The 23,023-nt window shown below is 41.0% G+C and carries 22 protein-coding genes; 9 read left to right on the top strand and 13 right to left on the bottom strand.

Annotation, left to right across the window (positions count from 1 at the left end):
* Position 1 precedes the first annotated feature (1 nt).
* Positions 2–1,123: a bifunctional 3,4-dihydroxy-2-butanone-4-phosphate synthase/GTP cyclohydrolase II gene (ribBA, locus tag F903_RS02135; protein ID WP_004673570.1), complete on the bottom strand. Its 1,122-nt coding sequence runs from the start codon at positions 1,121–1,123 to the stop codon at positions 2–4.
* A 307-nt stretch (positions 1,124–1,430) separates the two neighbouring features.
* Complete coding sequence (locus F903_RS02130) at positions 1,431–2,723, bottom strand: hypothetical protein (RefSeq protein WP_171065185.1); 1,293 nt, start codon at positions 2,721–2,723, stop codon at positions 1,431–1,433.
* 63 nt (positions 2,724–2,786) lie between these two features.
* Between F903_RS02130 and serB the strand changes: the two genes are divergently transcribed.
* The 3 genes from serB (at position 2,787) to F903_RS02115 (ending at position 5,374) form a co-directional block, all read left to right on the top strand.
* On the top strand, positions 2,787–4,007 hold the full coding sequence (gene serB, locus F903_RS02125) for a phosphoserine phosphatase SerB (RefSeq protein ID WP_004673567.1): 1,221 nt from the start codon (positions 2,787–2,789) through the stop codon (positions 4,005–4,007).
* A 409-nt stretch (positions 4,008–4,416) separates the two neighbouring features.
* Positions 4,417–4,752 carry a ciprofloxacin tolerance protein AciT gene (gene aciT / locus F903_RS02120; protein WP_004673565.1) on the top strand — a complete coding sequence of 112 codons (336 nt, stop codon included), beginning with the start codon at positions 4,417–4,419 and terminating at the stop codon, positions 4,750–4,752.
* Between the two features lie 142 nt (positions 4,753–4,894).
* A complete protein-coding gene (locus F903_RS02115; RefSeq protein ID WP_004673563.1) occupies positions 4,895–5,374 on the top strand; it encodes a hypothetical protein in 480 nt (159 codons plus the stop codon).
* 49 nt (positions 5,375–5,423) lie between these two features.
* Here F903_RS02115 and dtd read toward each other — a convergent pair whose 3' ends face one another.
* Entirely contained in the window at positions 5,424–5,864 is a 441-nt protein-coding gene (gene dtd, locus F903_RS02110; protein ID WP_005194117.1) for a D-aminoacyl-tRNA deacylase, read from the bottom strand.
* Positions 5,865–6,015: 151 nt separating this feature from the next.
* Between dtd and pncB the strand changes: the two genes are divergently transcribed.
* The 3 genes from pncB (at position 6,016) to asd (ending at position 9,274) form a co-directional block, all read left to right on the top strand.
* Positions 6,016–7,212 carry a nicotinate phosphoribosyltransferase gene (gene pncB / locus F903_RS02105; protein ID WP_034594738.1) on the top strand — a complete coding sequence of 399 codons (1,197 nt, stop codon included), beginning with the start codon at positions 6,016–6,018 and terminating at the stop codon, positions 7,210–7,212.
* 365 nt (positions 7,213–7,577) lie between these two features.
* On the top strand, positions 7,578–8,426 hold the full coding sequence (locus F903_RS02100; RefSeq protein WP_005194115.1) for a sulfurtransferase: 849 nt from the start codon (positions 7,578–7,580) through the stop codon (positions 8,424–8,426).
* Entirely contained in the window at positions 8,423–9,274 is an 852-nt protein-coding gene (gene asd / locus F903_RS02095; RefSeq protein WP_005194114.1) for an archaetidylserine decarboxylase, read from the top strand. The genes F903_RS02100 and asd overlap by 4 nt, the downstream gene beginning before the upstream one ends.
* Positions 9,275–9,343: 69 nt before the next feature.
* Here asd and F903_RS02090 read toward each other — a convergent pair whose 3' ends face one another.
* The 3 genes from F903_RS02090 to F903_RS02080 form a co-directional block, all read right to left on the bottom strand.
* Positions 9,344–10,333, bottom strand: coding sequence for a restriction endonuclease (locus tag F903_RS02090; protein ID WP_005194113.1), 990 nt, complete (start codon positions 10,331–10,333; stop codon positions 9,344–9,346).
* 419 nt (positions 10,334–10,752) lie between these two features.
* On the bottom strand, positions 10,753–11,094 hold the full coding sequence (locus F903_RS02085) for a DHCW motif cupin fold protein (RefSeq protein ID WP_004673553.1): 342 nt from the start codon (positions 11,092–11,094) through the stop codon (positions 10,753–10,755).
* A gap of 426 nt (positions 11,095–11,520) precedes the next feature.
* On the bottom strand, positions 11,521–12,405 hold the full coding sequence (locus F903_RS02080) for a LysR family transcriptional regulator (RefSeq protein ID WP_005194112.1): 885 nt from the start codon (positions 12,403–12,405) through the stop codon (positions 11,521–11,523).
* Between the two features lie 94 nt (positions 12,406–12,499).
* On the opposite strand from F903_RS02080, the gene F903_RS02075 reads away from it, so the two are divergent.
* Entirely contained in the window at positions 12,500–12,952 is a 453-nt protein-coding gene (locus tag F903_RS02075) for a PACE efflux transporter (protein ID WP_005194111.1), read from the top strand.
* A gap of 87 nt (positions 12,953–13,039) precedes the next feature.
* Here the strand turns inward: F903_RS02075 and phoR are convergent, their stop codons facing one another.
* From phoR to F903_RS02060, 3 genes are all read right to left on the bottom strand, one after another.
* Entirely contained in the window at positions 13,040–14,398 is a 1,359-nt protein-coding gene (gene phoR, locus F903_RS02070) for a phosphate regulon sensor histidine kinase PhoR (RefSeq protein ID WP_005194108.1), read from the bottom strand.
* A gap of 8 nt (positions 14,399–14,406) precedes the next feature.
* Positions 14,407–15,117 (bottom strand): phosphate regulon transcriptional regulator PhoB, encoded by a 711-nt coding sequence (phoB, locus tag F903_RS02065; protein ID WP_004673541.1) that lies wholly within the window; start codon positions 15,115–15,117, stop codon positions 14,407–14,409.
* A gap of 255 nt (positions 15,118–15,372) precedes the next feature.
* Positions 15,373–16,050: a TetR/AcrR family transcriptional regulator gene (locus tag F903_RS02060; RefSeq protein WP_005194107.1), complete on the bottom strand. Its 678-nt coding sequence runs from the start codon at positions 16,048–16,050 to the stop codon at positions 15,373–15,375.
* Positions 16,051–16,318: 268 nt separating this feature from the next.
* On the opposite strand from F903_RS02060, the gene F903_RS02055 reads away from it, so the two are divergent.
* Positions 16,319–17,149 carry an SDR family NAD(P)-dependent oxidoreductase gene (locus F903_RS02055; RefSeq protein ID WP_005194106.1) on the top strand — a complete coding sequence of 277 codons (831 nt, stop codon included), beginning with the start codon at positions 16,319–16,321 and terminating at the stop codon, positions 17,147–17,149.
* Between the two features lie 79 nt (positions 17,150–17,228).
* On the opposite strand, the gene F903_RS02050 is transcribed toward F903_RS02055, so the two are convergent.
* From F903_RS02050 to F903_RS02035, 4 genes are all read right to left on the bottom strand, one after another.
* Positions 17,229–18,596: an MATE family efflux transporter gene (locus tag F903_RS02050; RefSeq protein WP_005194105.1), complete on the bottom strand. Its 1,368-nt coding sequence runs from the start codon at positions 18,594–18,596 to the stop codon at positions 17,229–17,231.
* Positions 18,597–18,746: 150 nt separating this feature from the next.
* Positions 18,747–20,057: a DUF445 domain-containing protein gene (locus F903_RS02045; RefSeq protein WP_005194103.1), complete on the bottom strand. Its 1,311-nt coding sequence runs from the start codon at positions 20,055–20,057 to the stop codon at positions 18,747–18,749.
* A 13-nt stretch (positions 20,058–20,070) separates the two neighbouring features.
* Entirely contained in the window at positions 20,071–20,631 is a 561-nt protein-coding gene (locus F903_RS02040; RefSeq protein ID WP_005194100.1) for a CC0125/CC1285 family lipoprotein, read from the bottom strand.
* A 37-nt stretch (positions 20,632–20,668) separates the two neighbouring features.
* Entirely contained in the window at positions 20,669–21,208 is a 540-nt protein-coding gene (locus tag F903_RS02035; RefSeq protein ID WP_005194099.1) for a DUF924 family protein, read from the bottom strand.
* 237 nt (positions 21,209–21,445) lie between these two features.
* Between F903_RS02035 and gshA the strand changes: the two genes are divergently transcribed.
* On the top strand, positions 21,446–23,023 hold the full coding sequence (gene gshA, locus F903_RS02030) for a glutamate--cysteine ligase (protein WP_005194098.1): 1,578 nt from the start codon (positions 21,446–21,448) through the stop codon (positions 23,021–23,023).

Genomic DNA, 23,023 nt, shown 5'->3' with positions numbered 1-23,023 from the left:
ATTATTTTGCTGTGATTTGATCGGCAGTGATGTATTCCACGACCTCTAAATTAAATCCTGATAGGGCATTGAAACGAAGTGGAGAACTCAACAACTTCATTTTTTCAACGCCTAGATCACGTAAAATCTGTGCGCCTACACCAATGGTTTGATATTGATGTGAAAGTGCAGCATTTGATTTGAGCGGTTTTGGTTGATTTAACTGATCGAAAGCATGACCCAAATCTTGTAAATGGTCCTGACCGATCCAAACTAAAACGCCACGTTCGCTTGCTGCAATGGTTTTAAGGGCAAGATCTAAATTCCAAGCAGAAGAACCATCTGCTTTATTTAGCTTTAATAAGTCACGAATTGGGCTGAAACCATGTACACGGACAGTGGTCACACCTTGCTTTGGTTCGCCTTTGACTAAAGCTAAATGAATATCTGGATTACCAAGCTCACGGTATTTATACAGTTCAAATGTACCATATTCAGTTTGTATACTTTCTTGTGACAAACGCTCTACCGTTTGTTCATTGGTCATACGGTAGTGAATCAGATCTGCAATGGTTCCAATTTTTAAACCATGTTTTTCAGCAAAGATCTCCAAATCCGCACGACGTGCCATAGTGCCATCATCATTGATAATTTCACAAATGACAGAGGCAGGTTCTAAACCTGCAAGTCGAGCCAGATCACAACCTGCTTCGGTATGTCCAGCACGATGAAGTACACCACCCGGTTGAGCCATTAATGGGAAAATATGACCTGGTTGTACAATATCACTTGGTTTGGCATGTGCAGCAACTGCAGCGTGAATGGTATGGGCACGTTCAGCCGCAGAAATACCAGTGCTAATGCCTTCCGCCGCTTCAATTGAAAGCGTAAAGTTGGTTGCATGCTGTGCGCCGTTTTGGTCAACCATCAGTGGGAGGTTGAGTTGTTTACAACGTTCGCGACTCAGGGTCAGGCAGACCAAACCACGTGCATGGGTGATCATGAAGTTAATGTCTTCAGGACGCACATGCGTCGCAGCGATGACTAAATCACCTTCATTTTCACGATCTTCGTCATCCATAAGGATGACCATTTTGCCTGCACGAATATCTGCGACAAGCTCTTCAACACAACTTAGCGGCATTCGTTTTCACCTTTTTGCTGCCCTTTAAGGCACTAGTATTCGATAAATCTGACATAGTTTAACGCATTTTAAAAAATTTCGCCTGTGCTTCTTAGCGGCTGTTGATATTTCACCTTAGGAGCTATAGTGCTCATTGCAGCAAAAAAATATTTCTGTCATCGAGCTTCGCCTTGCGCTGCGATCAAAGCAGTGCTTTGCTCTTGCTCAGGTATTGTAAAACGAACAAGACTTTGCGTCAGGGGAGGCGCAAAGTCTTGAATGATGGTGGATAAAACGAGATGACAGTTCTTTATATGAAGTATGCGTATTAAGATTCTGTCGCAGCTTTGGCTTTTTTCCCCATCAGGATTTCAGTACGTAGCGTTTGTGCCAAGGTCGCACACTCTTCATTCATACCATTAATCATAAAGGCATGACGCGTCATGATATTGCTTGGATTTGGCATCGCAACCAATTCATAGCGATGTTGAATGGTTTTGAGCTGATCGTGGTTGAGGTGTAAGGCCGCTTCTTTGGCATGTAAATGTTGGGTTAAACGTTTTGCGGCTTCGATTGCATCCAGTTGCATTGCATCAACAGCGCTAGCAACAGCACCACGGGTTTGTAGCGCAAAGCGTTTATCTTCACGATAGCGTTTGTAAAGTACTTCGGCCAATAATTGGAATACCGCACCAACCATCATCAAACATTCTAGTGCATGTGGTTGTTCCGAGGTGGTCGATAAGGTTGCACCTTCGGCATTGAACTCTTGTACTACGCAAATTTGAGCTGCATCGATTTGATAATGCTTGGCGCAGAGATCGATACTTTTATCTAAGAACAATTGGCACAATTTGAAATAAGGCACCGAAACAGACTGGTTGACACTATTTAAAAGCTGCTTTGGATCATAAAACTGAATATTGAGCGCCAAAGCTTGATGATTCATTTGAGATGGATCTATTGGCATTTTTTCAACACGCGGTTTGGCTTGTGCTTTGGTTTGTTGTTGCGCTTGAGCCACTAAGGTGATGGTATTTTGTTTTTCGAGCGCAAGTGCTTGGGTTAAACGCTGGATCTCATGTTTAAGATGATTTTCTTGATTGATACGTGCTAGGTATTCACTGCGTGTTGGTCGAGCAATCACACGATAAGCCAACCAAATGAGGAAATGTATAAATAAGGATACAAAGATCGCCAACCATTGGGTACGTAGGATTTCACCAATACTGGCTTGGATTAAGGTAATTTCAACCGTTCCAACTTTCTTTTCATTTTGCAATGCATCACGGACGAATACTTCGCCTTGACGTGTTTTGGCCATGCCGCTGGTCGCCAGCACTTGCTGATTTGCATTCAAAATACGAATCGAAGCAACGCTTGGATTGGTGGCATAACGATTGGCAACCAATGCCAACGAAACGGTATTGGCGGGTTCCAGTTCTGCAAGACTATCTGCCACCAGCTGACTGGTCATCAGCTGTCCTTGGCTGGCGCGATTTTCATTGAGTTGATGAGTCGTTGCAATCACCAATAAAAAGGTATGCAATGCAAAACTTACGATCAGTAGGCTAGCAAATAGCCCTTGGCGAGGCGCATTCAAGTTAAATTTCCAAGGCAAATAGATTCATGGGTTATGCTATGATTCTTACACAATAGTTGTCGCTCAAACACGAGTCAATTCATGCGAGAAATCATTCTTATATCCTTTTTAGGACCAGATCAACCGAATCAGTTTACTCGATTAATGCAAGTACTATCCGTACATTCTTTGCAAATACTCGATGTTGGACAGGCTGTTATCCACAATCAACTCACTTTAGGGATTGTTGTTGCTTCGGATAATGAGACTGCAACTGCATTAGCAATGAAAGAGATCCTGATTTTAGCACATGATATTGGCTTAACTGTTCGATTTAAACCAATCTCCAACGCAGAATATGAGCAATGGGTCAGTGAAGGTGGCAGAACACGTTATATTGTCACAGCGCTTGCGCCAGAATTAACCGCAGAACACTTGCAAGCCGTCACAAATATTGTCTCAGGTCAGGGCTTTAATATCGAAACAGTTACCCGACTGTCAGGTCGTTTGGCTTTAGAAGAAGAAAGTCATTTTCCTCGTCGTGCCTGTGTGCAGTTTGGTTTAAGTGGTCAAATGCTAGATGCACAAGCCATGCGTGCTGCCTGTTTAAGTTTATCGGGTGAGTTAAATATTGATGTTGCGGTACAAGAAGACAATGCCTATCGTCGTAATCGCCGTTTAGTCTGTTTTGATATGGATTCAACCTTAATCGAGCAAGAAGTGATTGATGAAATTGCTTTGGAAGCGGGTGTGGGCGCACAAGTGGCTGAAATTACTGAGCGTGCTATGCAAGGGGAGTTGGATTTTCAACAAAGCTTTCGTGCTCGCGTTGCTTTATTGAAAGGTTTAGATGCTTCGGTTCTACCTAAGATTGCAGAACGTTTGACCATTACTGAAGGTGCTGAACGCCTGATTACGACATTAAAATCATTGGGTTATAAGACTGCGATCTTATCTGGTGGTTTTCAGTATTTCGCTGAATATTTGCAAGAAAAACTTGGAATTGATGAAGTTCACGCCAACATCTTAGATGTGCAAGATGGCATCGTCACGGGTGAAGTCCAAGGTGCAATCGTTGATGGTGCACGTAAAGCCGAATTGTTACGCCAATTGGCTGAACGAATGGGGATCTCACTTGAACAAGCGATGGCGGTAGGCGATGGCGCCAATGATTTACCGATGCTTTCGATCGCTGGGCTAGGGGTTGCCTTCCGTGCTAAACCGTTGGTACGTCAAAATGCCAATCAAGCCATTTCTAGCGTGGGTTTGGATGGGGTGCTGTATCTATTAGGAATGCACGATAAAGATCTGAATCGTGCTTAAACACAGCGATAATTGCATTAAAATGGTGCCGCTTTTTGAGCGGCACTGTGCATTTTTATCCTGTCTTTTTTTCTTCATATTTATGTCTAAATGTATAGAAAAACAACGATAAAAAAATTCAGAAAAAAGTTTTTATACATCCGAATTGAGGTCTATTTTTTTGTAATGACACGCTGCAATTGATGCTATATGGAAATTCAGGACTTTTGTAATTTAAAAAAATGTAATGACAAAAGCATATTGCGACAGCTTGTGTCGTGTGGCTAATTTAAGGCTCTTTTTTTCTAAAAAAAACACTCCATAATGCTTAAAGACGCAAATGCAATACGAAGTACTGTTAGAGATACAGAACAATTATGATGAGGTCTGAATAAGAATACAGACCATCTTTTTTAAGACGGAGGTTCCTATGGAAGCAGCGAATTTCACCATGTGGGTTGGATTTGGCTTAATCGCTGTCGCAGTTATTGCTGTTTTCTTTTCTCCTTATCGTCGTTGGTTAGGTTTTATGTTGGCAGGTATGCTCTGTTGGGGACTGTTAGAAGTGGTACGCTTTGGTGTGCAAACCATCTTCGAAATATCAGTCGCTTATAGTTATCTGACGGCCCTGAGCCTCGCGATGGTGACGGTTACATTTATCCTTTTACGTGAAGACAAACAAGCACAAAAACAGTTAGCAAATCGTCAGTATATTGAACATACACCAGTATATAAGGACGATCAGCAACAATGTTCTAGCCGATAATTTATAATAATTTGAACAACAACAAAGGCATGCTCAGCATGCCTTTGTTGTATTCTGTGACAAAGCTTTTACCGACCTTTCTACAATTGTGCTAGGATACGGATTGTCTTAATTTCCACCATATACTGTAGGCATAAATGTCATGAAGCTTTCTTCTTTACCTGTGGTTAAGCTACCTATTGTTGATGTAAGTACTGATCCACTTGATTTGTTAGTGGCAGGTTTGGCGTTACGTATGAAGCAATTAGCACGTACTAGCCCGAAGTTTATTGAGTTGGTACATGATCGCGAATTCCGTATTCAAATCGGAACTGATCTAGGATTGGCGCGTCAAATCCTTGTGAACCATGGCAAGATTGAGACAGTTGCAGGTAGCCCAGAAAAAGCTGACTTTATTTTACAATTTGCTGATAGTGAGCAAGGTGTAAAAACGTTAGTGAAAGGTGATCCAACTGCATTCATGACTGGGATGCAAGATGGCAGTATTAAAATGGAAGGTGATTTTAGTTTGTTGGTGTGGTTCAACCAAGCTGCGAAATTAATTCCACCTAAAGTGCCAAAACCTGTAAAACAGAAGCTTCGTCAAGTTCGTGCATTTATTAAAGAAAAAACGGGCAGATAAAAAAGTTATAAAAAGACGCCCAAATTGGGCGTTTTTTTATTGTTTGGAATTATTCGATTTCTAAGTTAAAAGTCACTGGACCATCATTAATTAAGTGCACTTTCATATCCGCCGCAAAAATCCCTGTTTCAACCTGTTCAAATTGTTGACGACTATACTCAACCAATTGTTCATACAGCGCTTTGGCTTCAGTAGGTGGCATAGCAGGTCCAAAGTCGGGTCGTAAGCCTTTTTGGGTTTGAGCCATGAGGGTGAACTGAGACACTAATAAAATCCCACCCTTGGCTTGGCTGACATTCCAGCCCATTTTGCCTTGTTCATCATCAAAGATTCGATATTTTAGAATCTTATCAATCAACTTTTGCCCTTTCTCAAAGGTATCTTCTTTGCCGAGGCCTAAAAACACCAATAAACCGTGTTGAATCTCACCAGTCGTTTGACCGTCAACCACAACCTTGGCTTCGAGGACTCGTTGGATAACTGCGCGCATAACATTGAAAGAGAATTGAAAAAGACAGGAGATTTTAGCAGAGAAGCTTGATTAAAAAGTGACTTTGCAGCAAAAGTCTACTATCCAACAGCAGCGCTTTGGTTGTATAACGAAAGATATTATGCAAAAGAATGGGTTAAAACCAGCACCTATGTCTGCCATTATTCGATCTTTACTCGACACCGACTTATATAAATTCACCATGTTGCAAGTGGTGTTACATCAGTTTCCGCAAACCCATAGTGTTTATTTATTTCGTTGTCGGAATTTAAAAGATACGGCTTATCCTCTGGCAGAAATTTTAGCTGATTTAAATCATCAACTCGATTTGTTATGCGATTTAAAATTTGCAGAAGATGAGCTGCAATACTTACGCTCATTGCGTTTTATCAAAAGTGATTTCGTTGATTATCTAGAATTATTCCAACTGAAACGTCGTTTTATTCAGGCCAGTGTTGATGAAGCTGGGCGTTTGGATATTCGAATCGAAGGACCCATGGTTCAAGCGATGATGTTTGAGATTTTTGTCTTGGCCATCGTCAATGAATTGTATTTCCGCCGTATTCGTCATGATGGTGTTTGGGTTGAAGGTGAGCGTCGGTTACAGCAGAAGTTGATTCAGTTGCAACAGTACGCTGAATTACAGCAAGAAAATGATCCCCCCTTTTTGGTTTCAGATTTTGGAACACGCCGCCGTTATAGTTTTGAATGGCAGAAGCATGTGGTACAAGCGTTTCATACTGCTGCACCAACCGTATTTCGTGGAACCAGCAATGTGCTATTAGCCAAAGAACTTGGCATTAGCCCCATCGGAACGATGGCACATGAGTTTTTACAAGCCTTTCAAGCATTGGATGTGCGATTACGCAACTTCCAGAAAGCGGCATTAGAAGCGTGGGTACAAGAGTATCGAGGAGATCTTGGTATTGCTTTGACTGATGTGGTCGGTATGGATGCGTTCTTACGTGATTTTGATTTGTATTTTGCCAAGTTGTTTGATGGCTTGCGGCATGACAGTGGTGATCCGTATGAGTGGGGCGACAAAGCTTATGCTCACTACCGTAAATTAAAAATTGATACCAAGACCAAGATGCTAACCTTTAGTGATGGTCTTGATTTAGAAAAGGCATGGTCATTACATCAGTATTTTAAAGATCGTTTCCAAGTTAGTTTTGGAATAGGGACCAATCTGACCAATGATATGGGGCAGACACCGTTGAATATTGTGTTGAAATTGGTGGAGTGTAATCGCCAATCTGTAGCCAAAATCTCGGATAGTTCAGGTAAAACCATGAGTGATAACGAGACGTTCTTGGCGTATTTGCGTCAGGTGTTTGAGATTGAATAAAATAAAAGTTAATTTCTCATTCAGATTATTGTGACTGTTGTTTATTGCTAAGCATGATTTAAACATTAGGATAAACCTTCGGTTCGACCTACTTTTCTTTTGGGAAAAGTAGGCAAAACCATTTGTTTGGCTGATGATACTTCCTTGTATCACAGCCAAACGGACGGCATCCCTGCCGCCTCCACGATAGCTGCTGTCAGGTGCGTTAGCCTTTATTTTTATAAAAGCGAAATATGTGTTGGATGTGATGATTTAGATTATCCATATCCATTTTTCTGCTAAATGAATGCAAAAAATCAGACGAAGATAAAAAGTGAGCTATGCTAAAATCAATCACAATGCTGTGATCACAAGACTCCATAACAATGACTGACATTGATTTTAAACTCGGTTTACTGATTGAACCTGAACAACTTGTTCCGCATTTGGGGCATGAATTGATTCGTGTGATTGATTTAAGTCGGGCATCGGTTTATGAACAGTTGCATATTCCCCATGCGATTCATTTACAACCTAAATATTTAGTTGCGCAAAATGAACAAGCCAATGGTGTATTGCCCGATGTAGAGGGTTTAAAAGCCTTGATTGAAAAATTAAATATTTCACCTCAGCATCATGTGGTGGTCTATGACGATGAAGGTGGGGCTTGGGCAGGGCGTTTGATCTGGAATTTACATTGCCTTGGGTTTACTCGCACCAGTCTAATCAATGGCGGCATTCACGCTTGGTTGGGTGCAAGTTTGCCAACGACCACTGACGTTGAAACAGTTATTCCAGTTCGCGAACTTGTACAGGTGGATTTGAATGCGGTACAACAACACCGTATTGAATACAATGAATTATTAAAGCAGATTCAAGAACACAATATCCAGTTGTGGGACTGTCGTAGTCATGAAGAATATACAGGTCTGCGTTTAGCTGCGCGACGCGGCGGTCATATCCCAAATGCAATGCATTTTGAGTGGAGTACTGCCCTTAATCGCGAAAATCATCTAAAATTACACTCGCTTGAACGCACTCAACAACGTTTAGAGCAGTTAGGCTTTGATTTACAACAACCTGTCGTGGTGTATTGTCAGTCACATCACCGTTCAGGCTTGGCGTATATTTTGGCGAGATTGCTCAATTGGCAAGTCAGAGCCTACGATGGTGCGTGGAGTGAATGGGGCAATCGCCTCGATAGTCCTATTATTTCAGGGGAGTCACCGTCTTGAGTTTTGCAGCAGATTTAAAAAAACAATTCTTTATCAAAGCACAAAATTTAGTACCGCAACATCAGCTCAGTCGTGTTATTGGCAAGGTTGCCGCAAGTGAAAATGTTTTGGTGAAAACTGCTGTTATTCAGGCATTCAAAGCAAAATATGGTATTGATATGAGTATTGCTGAGCAAAGCAATGCCCTGCAATACAAGTCTTTCAATGAGTTTTTTACCCGTGCCTTAAAAAATGGTGTACGTGGTGTAGATGAGCGAGCAGATAGTGTTGTTTGCCCTGCGGATGGTGCGATTTCACAGCTAGGTAAAATTGAAGCGGGTGATATTTTTCAAGCCAAAGGTCAGAGTTTTTCTGTTGAGAAATTGATTGGTGATCCGCAATTGGCGAAGCCATTCCATGAAGGTCAATTTGCGACTGTTTACTTGTCACCTAAAGATTATCACCGTGTGCATATGCCATTGGCAGGCACATTGACGGAAACGTTATATATTCCGGGTGAATTATTTTCAGTGAACCAAGTGACTGCGGAAAACATCCCTGGTTTATTTGCTCGTAATGAACGCATGGTGTGTTTGTTTGATACTGAGCTTGGTCGTATGGCTGTGGTTTTAGTGGGTGCAATGATTGTGGCGGGGATTGAGACTGTTGCAACAGGTAAAGTAAAACCTACAGGTCGTGTTGAGTTACAACATCATCAAATGAAACTTGAGAAAGGCGCTGAGTTAGGGCGTTTCTATCTCGGTTCAACCGCAGTGATATTGTTTGAAAAAGACAAGATGGTGTGGGAAGAACAATTTAAAGCCAATTCGGCTGTGGTGATGGGTGAGCGGTTGGGTCATTCGGTTTAAGTTTTTAAATTAAATTATAAAAAGCCCCGTAAGGATTCTTGAGGGGCTTTTTAAATAATTGTTGTATGGTTATTTTAAAAGTAGTGGTATTTCAATAATACCTAATTGTTGTTTTGTCGCATAAGATAAATCCGAAATATTCTCATAAACCCAATCAACAAAATCAGAACCAACCATAACTCTAATATTGTTTTGAGAAGCTAGATCCAATGATAAATCAGTCATATCTGCTGTAGTAATAAACCACTTTTGGTATTCCATATCCTCAAAATCGTTGAAAGCCATCAATTGCTTAAGTCCGTGATTACCTGATATGTTTGAATGGTGCTTAACTTGTATCAGTAAATTTGATTCCGAAAAGCGGTCTATTCGACTTGCGATAATATCTATATCAGAAATATCAGAAGATTGATTTTTAGGTTGAATAGCCGCTGTATAACCTTCAATAATAAGAAGCTCTTTAACTAGTTGTTCTAGCCCATTTCCACCAGCAGACAACCAAGTTGTTCCAGATGTTATAGAAGTAAGAAGATCCTTTTTAAATTTTTGCTCTGCTTCTGATATTTTCTCTAGCAAGTATGTTTCTTGTTTATATGCGCCATTAGATTCAATAGAATCAATAATTCTAGTAATTTCCTCCTTAAAATCATTCAAACTTGTATTCGACTTTCTTACTTTTAGACGGCTTTCAAAGCCTTGTGTGAGAGATTTTCTAGGTATTCTTAGAATATGTCCATTATTGGTTCTAAAGAAATTTACTGAAATAAGATTGCAGGCTTTAGTTTTGGCTAGGTTTTGATCAAAGGATCTTTTACCATTTACGATACCAATAGCAATTGCTTTAGATAATGGCACGACAACAATATCTCCATTCGCTAAGTTAAAGAATCTTTTTATACTATTGGAATGTCTACCAATACCATTAGTATATTCTTTATTTATTTTGGCAATTACATCAGTGGCATTTTCATGTTCTGAAAAATCTACTTTAGCCCAACCATATCCAATCTGATCTTTTTCTAGTACAGATATTGGGCTTCTAATCATTATTGCTTTCATTAACTTCCCCTTTTGAAATCACCATTATGTAATTGACTGCTGTTTAGAGTAAAGTATGAATTCATCTAGTACGTCAATTGATGTCGTTAGGTTTAATAAAGAATATTGGATAAGACAGGAACCCTGTACGCTTTTTCTTACAAGGATTAGGGGCAATGTCCCATATTCAGACCCAGTCAAATTACCTAATATGAATTCATCAGGAACAGGAAGTTCCAAAACATAAAACAAGAATTATAAGTTTTCGCATCGGGATGTGAGATACAACAGGAATGGTATCTAGTGAAAGGAATACGGAAAAAAGCTCGACAGGATGTCGGGCTTTTTTCTTTCAAATTTTTACTTAAAGTCTGATCTATCACTGAGTGGATGCATTGAATGTCATTAATTTAAGTTTGCATCAACTGCATTACATTAATTCAATCAATTATTAATAATTTAGCACCATTCAAACTGAAGGATTGGTGCGGCTCGGCATGATCACCAACTTGATAGCTCATTCCTTGGGTTAAAATAAAGGTTCGGCCATCTTTTAATCTACTTTCAAGCTCACCTTCTAAACAAAATAAAATATGACCTTTTTCACACCAATGATCGGCTAAGTAATTGGCTGAATACTCGACAATTCTTACTCGAATTTTATTGGTTTCTTCACCAAAATACTGGGTCTTCCAATACGCTTTTCCTGTTTCTCCACTGTATTCTGTGGTTTCTATTTTTTCCCAATCAGTAACTTGAAATGGAAAAGGGAAAATATTCATATTCTGTTCCAAAAATTTAGGTTCATTCTTAAACTATAGATAAATTTAGTTTTTGCAATACGCCTTTAATATAATGGTTACTATATGAACGACAGTTGACTTCATAATCAAAATTAAAAGTTTATTCGCATCGACAACCATAAAAGCGGTAGATTTGAAACAAAATAGCTTTTTTATGGGCAGTTTAGGTACTTGTTGCCAGATATTTAAACGCAACGCTGTACGCTTTTTCTTACAACGATTAGGGGCAATGTCCCATATTCAGGCCCCATCAAATTATCTAATATGAACTCATCAGGAACAGGAAGTTCCAAAACATAAAACAAGAATCATAAGTTTTCGCATCGGGATGTGAGATACAACAGGAATGGTATCTAGTGAAAGGAATACGGAAAAAAGCTCGACAGGATGTCGGGCTTTTTTCTTTTAAAATTCTTTTTCCCAAAGCTCGATCAGCATCTGCACCGCCTTGCTCAACGGTTTATGGCTCGGCCAAATTGCATGAATCGGCATATCTAGTCCATTGGTGGTATCGTTAAATTCTAATCGCACCAAGCTCCGTTTAGAGAAATGCTCACTCACCACCGAAAGTGGAAAATTTCCCCAACCCATGCCTTGTTCCACCATATTGATGGCCATTGATAAATTATCGGTATACCAACAAGAATCAGAAACCAAGACACGAGGATCGGGAAGCGGATAGTTCTTACTGGCAACGATGATTTGTCTGAACTCGGAGAGCATGGTGAGTTCATTTTTATGCTGGGCCTTGAGATGCTGTGCCTCTTGGGGGGAAATAGCCGCAACAAACTGTTCAACACCCAATAATCTGAAACGCTCGTTGATGTCGATCACCGATGAGCTATAAGCAATATATAGATCAATTTCGTTATTTTGCAGACGTACTTTTAATTCTTGCTGTGGCGCACAAACCATTTCAATATTTAAAAGCGGGTGTTGCTGAATCAGATGTTCAATCCCTGCCAATAAAAACTTCTGATTCACATCCGCCGCGACACCGATCGAAAGATGAGTTTCCAAACCAGTAGAAAGTTCGGTCAAATGCAATTCCAGTTGGCGTATTTTGTTGACGATTAATCGAGCATGCGGCTCGATCGAAAGTGTCACTTCGGTCGGCGCAAGATGGTTTTTACTGCGTTCAAATAATTTTAAATTCAATTCGGCTTCTAAATTGGCGATCGCCATACTGACCGCGGAAGGAACTCGATTTAGCGCACGCGCGGCGGCTGAAAAATTACCTCGATCCATAATCTCAAGGATTAATTCCAGCTGTTCACTATTAAGTTTCATGCCTATTACCTTGTCAGTGAATCTGATAACGATTGACTTTTTTTATCAGACTTAAGGCGTAAAATCCACTGATTATTGATTTTAAGGTGTGGTCATGCAAGGAACCAAGAGAAGGGTCACTTACGTATTTTTCTATGAAGTGTTTAGCTTTTTTATCTGTGCGATGATTTTGGCGGTACTTTCAGGTACCACTTTGAGTCATACAGGGCCTTTGTCGATTCTGATTGCGGTGATCGCCGTCACGGTTAACTTCTTTTATAACTATATCTTTGAAATGTGGGAAAAAAACCAAATTTCCAAAATACGAACTGTGAAAAGAAGGGTGGCACATGCAATTGGCTTTCAAATCATATTGGTGATGATTTTGATCCCATTGATTGCATGGTGGATGCAGATTAGTTTGCTTAAAGCCTTCTTGCTAGATTTTAGTTTGATGGTGATCATTCCATGCTATACCTTTGTTTATAATTATCTTTTTGATCATATTTTTGGTTTGCCGAGTCATTTGCTTGAAGCAACGGAACTGGATGCAAAAGTAAGCAGCTAATTTTCAATCAGCTAAAGCTAAACAAGCCGATCTGTTGGGGTCGGCTTGTTTAAATTTAAAATGCACTATAACTATTGCGTAGAAGACTTAGATCATTCGATATAAACGTTCTTTTGGGAAAACAGCAGTAAAGGTCGAGCCTTCATTCTCTTTAGAGGTGATTTCTAAATGTGCGCCGTGCTGCATCAAGACATGTTTAACAATCGCAAGCCCTAAACCTGTGCCACCTGTTTGACGGCTGCGCGCGCTATCAACGCGATAGAAACGTTCCGTTAAACGCGGCAAATGTTTTGGGTCAATACCGATCCCATTATCTTGTACGCTAAAAAGAGCTTGATCGTTTTCTTCATGCCAACCAATGGTAATAATGCCGCCTTTCGGTGTGTATTTAATCGCATTGGTGATCAAGTTGCTGAAAGCACTGGCAATTTCCATATCTGAACCAATCAGATCACAATGACTGTCGATATCTAAGTTGAGCGTATGTCCGTAATCTAAATTATAAGCACGCGCATCATCAAAGATTTGATTCATTAAATTTGCCATATCAATGATCTGTTTTTTGGCGACTTTTTTATTATTTTCTAAATTGGACAGTAACAGTAAATCATTGACCAACGCATTCATACGTTTGGTTTGTGACTGCATTTGTGTGAAGGCACGTTTCCAACGTGGTGTAATATCATCCTGATCAGTAAAGGTTTCGATATAACCACTCAATACGGTGAGCGGTGTACGTAGTTCATGCGAGATATTATCGACAAAATCTTTACGCATTTGTTCGAGGTTGTGTACGCGTGTGGTGTCATAGGCCACCAATAGTCGACTTTCTCCACCAAAGCGAGTCAGTTTGACTTGTACATAACGCTCTTCATCCATCTGTACTTGTAGACGAATCCCATCGGGCGATTGATCACTTTGTTTGAAATATTCAATAAAACTCGGTTGACGCAAAATCGTCAATAAGTTGCGCCCACGATCTAAGGGTTCAATGCCTAATAGCTTTTCGGCTGCTGGATTCCACCATTCGATTTGATGTTGATCATCAATCAATACCACTGCTTCGGCTAAAGCGAACAGCGATGATTGTGCACGGTCTATCAAGCCGACCATTTCTGCCTGAACAATACGCTCTTGGCGTTGGGCACGATAGACATTGAACAGTAATGCACCCCAAATCCCATTTAAGTTCGGCGGCACATCATAAGGTCGATTTGAAATCCATTCATTGACCAAGTAGAGCGAGCGGAGCTGTAAAGTGAAAAACACCACAAAAGCGATGAAAATACAGCTCCCAAAATACCCAACGCCAAATCCGATTAAGCTCGCAATCAATAAGAAAAAAAGCAACAGTCTTAAATCTTGCTTTGCAAAGGCCCATAAACTACTGTAACGAAAACGTTGGTGTTCACGTGCCAGTTCAGGGACTGGATAAGGTTCGTACATAAAGGGTTTTAACCTGCTGCCAAATCAGCTCGTGTAGAAAAACGATAACCTGTGCCACGTACCGTTTGTACAAAACGATCGACACCATAAGGTTCTAACACTTTGCGTAAACGACGAATATGCACATCAATGGTACGGTCTTCGATATAGACATTACCACCCCAAACTTGGTCAAGCAATTGTGCGCGCGTATAAGCGCGTTCAGGATGAGTCATAAAGAAGGCGAGTAAACGATATTCGGTTGGCCCCATCTCTAAAATGCTGTCACCGAAGCTGACACGTTGGCTGACAGGATCAAGCATCAAACCATTGGCATCAATGACTTTTTCGCCACTGAGTGCATTGGCACGACGTAAGACTGCTTTGATTCGAGAAACCAGTTCACGGGTAGAAAAAGGTTTGGTCATGTAGTCATCTGCACCTGCATCTAGACCTTGTACCTTATGATCTTCTTCACCACGAGCCGTCAGCATAATGACAGGGATTTCAGCCAAATTTTCGTCGCGTTTGAGGCGACGACACAAATCTACACCACTGACACCGCCTGGTAGCATCCAATCAAGCAAGATGAGAGCAGGACGCTGATCAACGATAATTTGATGTGCTTGTTTGGCATCCTCTGCTTGTAAACATTGGAAACCTGCCATATCCAAAGAGGTATGGATCATTTCACGAATCGGTAGCTCATCGTCGACAATTAAAATATAGTCATCTTTCACAGCGCAATACCCTCAAATTTATAACGGTAATGTTGAACCGTTTTGTTGTTATGACAGGCTTATTACAAAGATTAATTATGACAATATCATTGCAAAAGAGTGGATAAAGTCGAATTTAGCAATAAATTGTGACAATTGTGCGGCAGCGTAGTGACCAAATGATGACAAGTGATTTATCAATAAAGCAAATGAATTCATTTGGTTAATACCATATTAGTTTAACAGTTTTATTTGTCACAAAACTGTAAAATGATTTTAATTTTTTTGTGATGTTGTTGCGATAAAGGAGATAAATACCGCACAGCATGCTGCTAACACGTCCTCTAATGGTTGTTTAAAGCCTTCTGAGACCCAACGAATAATAATATGCGTGACATAACCATTTAAGCCTGTCGCCATCAAAGACACTTCCTCAGTGCTTTGTTGAACATTGGGCATGGTGATCATCACAAAGCCTTGAATGATCCGATCAAACTGAGTCAAGGTCTCTTGGATCGTCGCTTGATTGTGTAAGTCTTGCACCAACATGGCATCAATATAAATAATCCGAGCCATACGTGGATCGTTTCGAATGGTGTTGAGTAAAGCCGATAGCCCCGCAGTGACCATGTTTTTTGGTTCGGGTGCCGCCAGTAATACCGCCTGCGTTAAACAACTTTGCATTTCACCAACCATTCTTAAAAAAACGGTTTGAAATAGCTCCTCACTTTTTTTAAACGATTCATAGAAATAGCGTTCGGTAAGTTTGGCTTCATTACAGACATCTTTGACGGTGACTGAGAAAAAACCCTGAGTGCCGTAAGTAGCGATCCCAGCTTCAATCAGTTTTTCACGGCGAGCTTCTTTACGTTCAGTTAAAGAAAGACCCTTGAATTGACGCTCTTTGGTTTCGCTGTTGTTTTTCTTCGTTTTGGCTTGCTTTTGAGTTGTCATTGAAAAAACCGTTTCCTAAAAGTCTTTATAGCGTATGTCTAGCTCAGTTTACATGATGCAACTATGCCTTGTATCGCCTAAAAATCTTATCTCATTAAATGTAAATAGACCCAATATGACAAGTAATGTGTGTGTTATTGCCATTTGTCTTAAAAGCATAGTGTACTATATTGACAACGTGTATTGTCAAAATTATATTGGTTACATCTTAAACTGCACGTAATCTAGGCGAATATGTGCATATCATTCGCAACACAAAGGATAGGCAATGAAAAATTTTAAAAATAAAGTCGCAGCGATCACAGGTGCAGGTTCTGGGATTGGGCAACAATTAGCTGTTTTATTGGCCCAACAAGGTTGCCATTTGTCATTGAGTGATATCAATGAAAAGGGTTTGGCACAAACTGTGGAGCTTTTGAAAGCATATCCTGAAATCACAGTGACCACGACAGTACTTGATGTCTCTAGCCGTGATGCGATGAAACAGTGGGCGCAAGATACCGTCCAAGATCATGGTTCGGTCAATATGATTTTCAACAATGCAGGTGTGGCACTCGGCTCAACGGTTGAAGGTGCAAGCTATGAAGACTTAGAGTGGATCGTTGGGATTAACTTCTGGGGTGTGGTTTACGGGACCAAAGAATTCTTACCGTTTATCAAACAAACCAAAGATGGCCATATCATCAATATTTCAAGTATCTTCGGTTTAACCTCGCAACCAACGCAATCAGCATATAACGCGACTAAATTTGCAGTGCGTGGTTTCACAGAATCTTTACGCCAAGAACTTGATATCGAAAAGAGTGGTGTTAGTTCGCTTTGTGTACACCCAGGTGGGATCCGTACCAATATCGCAAAAGCGGCGAAAATGAATGACAGCATGAAAAGCTTGGGCATGGATCCAGGTAAATCAATCAAACAATTCGATAAATTCTTGCGGACGCCACCAGAAGAAGCAGCACGTCAAATTCTAAATGCGGTGTTGAAAGACAAACGTCGTTTATTGATTGGTGCAGACGCGCGTATTGTTGATTCTTTCCAACGGTTGTTCCCAACGGGATATCAGCGTATTGCTGCACTTGCAACGAAAATGATGTAAGTTCCGCTACTAAGATAAAAAGCCATTCTTGTTTGAATGGCTTTTTTTTGACGCTAAAGATTATGATGAACTTTTACGTTTAAATCAGAATCTTTATCTCGCGTTTCTTCCAGACAAATTGATAATAAGCGGCTTGGAATATGCATAAACACACAAAGGCGAGTGCATAAGCCATCCAAATTCCCTTGAGTCCCCAAAGTGTGTTAAACCAATACGCACAAGGCACTTCGATTAAAAGAATAGTAAAAATATTGATCAGCATTGGCACGTTGACGGTTCCGCTAGCCCGCATGATCGAGGCAAAAATTGCACTTGCGCCAAAAAACAGCAGCGACCACAGCACAATGAATAATAATTGCTGTCCCAGTTCGATAACTGCAGGATCAGTAATAAACAGCGCCATTAAATATTTCGAGAATAAATACGCCAGTATGATCAGACTACCCGTAAATAAAAAATTCATACTTAATGCGGTGCGGGTGACTTTGGCCAATAGATCTGGTTTGCCTGCACCGATCGCTTGGGCGGCAAAGATCGATGCTGCGATGGCAATCGACAATGCCGGAAACTGAATATAGTTGAGGACTTGATTGACTGCACCGTAGGCTGCAGTTGCCTGTGCGCCGTAGCGGTTGATCAAGCTTATAATCACCAATCCAGCCAAAGAAGTGGTGACCATTTGGATGCCTGTTGGAATGCCTAGTTTAAAAATCAGTTTGCTTAATTCTGCATCATGGCGGATATGTTGGAGCAATTGACGATCTATTTTAAGTGGATGATTTTTATAGTTGAGGTAGAAAGCTAGAAAAATCAACACTGCACTATAGCCTAAGATGGTGGCAATCGCGGGTGCGATGATGCCTAAGGCTGGAAAACCAAAATAACCTTTAAGTAAGACTGGCGTGACTGCTAAACCGATGAGGCTGGTTAAACCTAGGGCAATCAAAGGGGTAACACTATCACCGACACCCCGTAAAATAGAGGTGTAAATAATATACACAAACAATAACGGGCTACCTGCCAACATCCACTGCACATAAGGCAGTGACATATGCATGACTTTGGGATCAGTACCTAAAAGATTGAGAATATGTTCAGCAAAAACAAAGCCTAAGATTGCGATAATTGTGCCACCAATTAAGGTGATAAAAAGGGTTGACCCAACCACACTACGAACTTTTTCTAGATTTTGTGCGCCCCAAGCTTGACCCACTAAAACAGTGGTACCTGCCGAAATACCAATAGTAAATGCCAGCAAAAAAAACAGAATAGGGAAGAAAACCGACACCGCTGCAATTGCATCGACCCCCATCATTTGTCCAACAAATATGGTATTAATCGTCCCCGACAAGTTTTGCAAAATGTTGGTGGCGATCAGCGGCACTAGAAAAACAAAAAATGTTTTCCAGAGATTGGGTTGCATCACCAATGTTTGGTGTGGGGTCATTCAAATTCCTTTGTTTCTTCCTCTACGCCATTTGCAACATGATTGCTTATTTTTGTTCGGATAAATCATTACGGTTGAGATCTTGGTTGCAACCAAGAAGGCATTTTGTGATGTCCATCTTTACGTGAAAAGTTGAGTATTTCAAGCCATTTACAAAACATTTTCAACAAAGGCACGAATGAGACCCAAGATCAAACCGATAAAGGCCCCGACAATCACACCATTGACACGGATCATGTGTAAATCACCACCAACTTCACTCTCGATTTTGGCAATCATTTCGCGTGAATCCCACTCATGGATGCGTTCACTAATATAACGAATGATTTTGTCGCTATATTGCTCACTGAAATTGGTGGCTAAGCCCACCATTTTGCTATTGAGGACTTCACGAACATTTTCATTTTGGATCAGGCTCACACCAAGTTGTTGAATAGCTGCTTGTAAATTGGTGGCAATGCCTGAATCGGGTTGCATCAAATCTGTTTTGATGGCATCGCATAAAATCGCGATTGCACCGCTAATAAAGTTTAAAACTTGTGGGCTATCCAGCAAGGCATCTTTACCACTGTTCAAACGTTGGCTTGCTTCGCTATCGGTATCAGCAAGTTGTAGCATGAGGGCATGAGTGGTTGCCTCAATGTCTTGTCGCCAAGGATGTTCAGGATTGGCCAACATGGATTCCACGCGTTCAATCAGTGAATCAATGGTGCGCTGTTGTACATCGATACCAATCCAGCTCGCACCTTTAGCCAGTTTCCAGACGCCCAGTTCTTTAAATAATGTGCGAGACAGCTCACGCGCTTCTTCGGGATGTGACACCATCCATTGATGAGCCAGATCGAGTCCACGTTGTAACACATCTTGATGGAAGTCATTTTCCAAAACCGCACGTAACATTTCACTAGCAAGGGTATTGATCTTGGTACTGCGCACCCATTGCACACTATTGTTTTGTACAAAATTAGCGATTTGATCCTGACTGACGAACTCAAAAATTTTCGGAACGGTTTGTTGGATGATCTGAACCACGTGTCCGTTGTTTTTTGGGTTGGCTAACCATTGACCGACCGCCAAACTGAGGTCGGTATTTTGCAAACTACGCTGTACGATTTGGGGTGATAAAAAGTTTTCTTGAACAAATCGACCCATTGATTCAGCAATACGTGCCTTATTCCGTGGAATAATCTCAGTATGATCACGTAATAGTTTGGGTAAGGGGATTTTCCCAAATGGATTGCGGAATAACACTGTCACCGCATACCAATCGGCCAAACCACCGACCACACCTGCTTCGGCGCTTAACATGAAAATATGGATCAGCCACCGATACTCAGGCAGAAAATGCGCCACGACCATTAAACAAATCCACGTCATCACTGCAATCACCAATGCTACGGTGGCGAAGTATTTACTTCTTTGCAGGCTTGGTACTTTGTGGATTTCTTCGGCTGAATTCATTGAGTCATCCTATTCATTCATTTTTGTTTTGAGGTGGTGCAGGGGGTTGCAACACTTCTCCTGTTGGACTCAATCCGTATTTTTGTCCTAAGGATCGCAAAATTAGCTGTGCATCAAATGCATCAGGTGATTGCTGTTGAGTCTTAAAGCATTCAATAGTATACGACACTTGGATGGGATCAAGATTGACCACTTGTGGTACATCATAGAATGGATCCGGCCAAAAGGCGGGGTGACGACGATAATAACCATAAGGATAATACGGTCGACTCGGATAAATCACAGCTTGGCGTTGCTCCTTGAACCGCGCATTGCTTGGATCATCAACTACAGTGAAAAAACGGAACCCATTTTGGAGTGTGGTTTGTGCTGCCTTGAGTAAGGTAATTTCCTCAGCTGTACCATAACTCAGATTATTTCCTGCTTGGAAGCCGATACGGAAGCTTTTGTTATTTAATGGATAAGCGGTGAATTGCCCCAATTGATCAAAGGTCTTGGGTTGAGACGGTATGCTGGCACACCCTGTAAATGCCAATGTGACCAATAGCGGGGCACAGATGAGTAACGATTTCATATGCAATTCCTCTTTCTGACGTCGAGGGGAGATCGACTTAAAAGCTGCTGTTTGGCTGTGTTAAGAATTCAAGTTCTTCGGCGCTGGATGTTCGTCCCAAGATCGCATTGCGATGAGGATAGCGTCCGAAGCGATCAATAATCACTTTATGCTTTTTCTCAAAATTTAAATTGATTTCATTGCCTAAACGTTGAAACAGTTTTAATGCGTACTCATGCATCATTTTTGATTCACTATGCATAAATGGCATATATAAAAAGGAACGTTGTTCGGGGCTTAACTGAGCATCTAATTGTAGGCTAATCGCTTCTTGAGCCAGCATCAACGCCATGCTGTCATAGGCAAAAGCTTGTGCTTTATCACGATATAAATTACGTGAGAATTGATCTAAAACAATAATTTCAGCCAAACGGCCTTCAGGTGTTTGACGCCATGACCAAAGTTCTGCTTGGGTTGCTTGATCATGAATCGTTTGAAAAAGCCCGCGAATTTTGGTATTAAAATCATCGCTTTTGGCAAACCAGAGTGAGCGATGATCGGGAGAAAACCAAAAATCAAGAATGTCTTGCGCTTGCATCGTTGAGTATCCCTTGGAAGATTTATTTTTAATAAAATCACAATTTCAGCATGTCTTATAGAGCAAGATTGTGATAAAAATTGCCAAGCTAAGCGAATACAATCAGATGACTAGATCGTAATAGTCGTTATAATTGGCAGAGTTGTGGGCGTTGACATGTTTTGCATGCGACTACACGTAACGAAGTCGCCAGCCTTGATCTGGTTGGCCGAGCATGAATAACCGAGCATATAAATTATGAACCAACCTTGCACACTTTCGTCCGCTATCGTACCGACTTGGGTAAATGCCTCACAATTAGACGGTATGTTACGCGGTATCGAGCGTGAAAGTTTGCGTATGCAAAGCAATGGATTTTTATCACAAAAAAATCATCCAAAAGCTTTGGGTTCAGCACTCACACATCCCCATATTACGACTGATTATTCAGAAGCGTTAATGGAGTTCATTACCACGCCACACAATACCATTGCCGCTGCATTAAATGAGTTAAGCGATATTCATCAGGTGGTGCATCAGCAACTTGAAGATGGTGAGAAATTGTGGCCGCTTTCCATGCCTTGTATGCTGGATGACAATGAAGAAAATATAAAACTTGCTCAGTATGGCACGTCTAATATCGGGCGTTTTAAAACCCTTTATCGCCATGGCTTGGGGGTGCGTTATGGTCGTCGGATGCAGACCATTTCAGGTGTGCATTATAATTTATCTTTTCCCGATCAGTTGTTTGCAACTTTGCAGCAGCATGAAAAAAATGAAGAATTAAAACAACTCAGTTTGCAAGATTATCGAAGCCATCGTTATTTTGCCTTGATCCGAAATTTTATTCGTATGACTCCCTTGGTGATGTATTTGCTTGGCGCAAGTCCATCGGTCTGTCGTTGCTTTTTAACAGGGCGTAACCACCATTTACAGCCTTTGGTCAAAGGAACCTTGTACTTACCAGAAGCGACTGCCTTGCGTATGGGACGTTTGGGCTACCAAAACTCAGCACAAAAGCAGCTGGGGATTTATTATAACGACCTGCATGATTATTTAGATGGATTACAAAAGGCCGTCCATACGCCATATCCTGCATTTACTGATTTAGGTTTGAATGATGAGACAGGTGAACCGATTCAAATCAATGACCATGTTTTACAGATTGAAAATGAATACTACAGTCTAGTGCGTCCCAAGCAAGTGCCTCAAGCAGGTGAAACACCTTCGCAAGCATTGAAGAATCGTGGTGTGGGTTATGTAGAGCTGCGTGCGGTCGATGTGAATCCCTATAGTGCGATTGGGATTGATGAAACCACAGCAGGGTTCTTAGAAAGTCTGGCCTTGTATTGTTTATTGCGGGAAAGTCCTGATCTATGGTCTAACGAACAAGATCAGATTGATCAAAATCAAACTGAAGTGGTCAATCGCGGGCGTGCAGCAGATGCCCATATCAAAGAGGGGCATCTAACAGTGTCATTTCAGGATTGGGCACAGCAGCATCTAAATGAAATTCATACTTGTGCCGCGACACTAGATCAAATGGATGGTACTTCTCTTTATCAGGATGCTGTTTATGTCATGCAACAGCGTTTAAATGATGTTGAAAATACCCTTTCAGCACAAGTGATCAAAGATACTTTACAACATGGTGGAACATGGAACTTTGGTAGTGTCATGGCTCAACAGCATGTAGATTGTTATGACCAGCATCAGCTCAGTGTAGAAAGACAACAATATTTTGAACATTTAGCGCAAACGTCGTTGCAAAAACAGTGGCAACTTGAACAAGAAAATGACACGAGTTTTGAACAATATCTTGCACAATACCGTTAA

The organism is Acinetobacter sp. NIPH 298 (assembly GCF_000369505.1).
Taxonomy (GTDB): domain Bacteria; phylum Pseudomonadota; class Gammaproteobacteria; order Pseudomonadales; family Moraxellaceae; genus Acinetobacter.
The sequence above is the reverse complement of the archived record's forward strand: the minus strand, read 5'-3'. Positions and strand labels throughout refer to the sequence as shown.

Excerpts from the sequence above, each read along its gene's own strand:
- phoR (WP_005194108.1), bottom strand. The coding sequence starts at position 14,398 with ATGTACGAACCTTATCCAGTCCCTGAACTGGCACGTGAACACCAACGT.
- F903_RS02100 (WP_005194115.1), top strand. The coding sequence starts at position 7,578 with ATGACTGACATTGATTTTAAACTCGGTTTACTGATTGAACCTGAACAA.
- pncB (WP_034594738.1), top strand. The coding sequence starts at position 6,016 with ATGTCTGCCATTATTCGATCTTTACTCGACACCGACTTATATAAATTC.
- F903_RS02115 (WP_004673563.1), top strand. The coding sequence starts at position 4,895 with ATGAAGCTTTCTTCTTTACCTGTGGTTAAGCTACCTATTGTTGATGTA.
- dtd (WP_005194117.1), bottom strand. The coding sequence starts at position 5,864 with ATGCGCGCAGTTATCCAACGAGTCCTCGAAGCCAAGGTTGTGGTTGAC.
- serB (WP_004673567.1), top strand. The coding sequence starts at position 2,787 with ATGCGAGAAATCATTCTTATATCCTTTTTAGGACCAGATCAACCGAAT.
- F903_RS02080 (WP_005194112.1), bottom strand. The coding sequence starts at position 12,405 with ATGAAACTTAATAGTGAACAGCTGGAATTAATCCTTGAGATTATGGAT.
- F903_RS02050 (WP_005194105.1), bottom strand. The coding sequence starts at position 18,596 with ATGACCCCACACCAAACATTGGTGATGCAACCCAATCTCTGGAAAACA.
- F903_RS02035 (WP_005194099.1), bottom strand. The coding sequence starts at position 21,208 with ATGCAAGCGCAAGACATTCTTGATTTTTGGTTTTCTCCCGATCATCGC.
- F903_RS02040 (WP_005194100.1), bottom strand. The coding sequence starts at position 20,631 with ATGAAATCGTTACTCATCTGTGCCCCGCTATTGGTCACATTGGCATTT.
- F903_RS02090 (WP_005194113.1), bottom strand. The coding sequence starts at position 10,333 with ATGAAAGCAATAATGATTAGAAGCCCAATATCTGTACTAGAAAAAGAT.
- F903_RS02045 (WP_005194103.1), bottom strand. The coding sequence starts at position 20,057 with ATGAATTCAGCCGAAGAAATCCACAAAGTACCAAGCCTGCAAAGAAGT.
- gshA (WP_005194098.1), top strand. The coding sequence starts at position 21,446 with ATGAACCAACCTTGCACACTTTCGTCCGCTATCGTACCGACTTGGGTA.
- ribBA (WP_004673570.1), bottom strand. The coding sequence starts at position 1,123 with ATGCCGCTAAGTTGTGTTGAAGAGCTTGTCGCAGATATTCGTGCAGGC.
- aciT (WP_004673565.1), top strand. The coding sequence starts at position 4,417 with ATGGAAGCAGCGAATTTCACCATGTGGGTTGGATTTGGCTTAATCGCT.
- F903_RS02085 (WP_004673553.1), bottom strand. The coding sequence starts at position 11,094 with ATGAATATTTTCCCTTTTCCATTTCAAGTTACTGATTGGGAAAAAATA.
- F903_RS02060 (WP_005194107.1), bottom strand. The coding sequence starts at position 16,050 with ATGACAACTCAAAAGCAAGCCAAAACGAAGAAAAACAACAGCGAAACC.
- F903_RS02055 (WP_005194106.1), top strand. The coding sequence starts at position 16,319 with ATGAAAAATTTTAAAAATAAAGTCGCAGCGATCACAGGTGCAGGTTCT.
- F903_RS02075 (WP_005194111.1), top strand. The coding sequence starts at position 12,500 with ATGCAAGGAACCAAGAGAAGGGTCACTTACGTATTTTTCTATGAAGTG.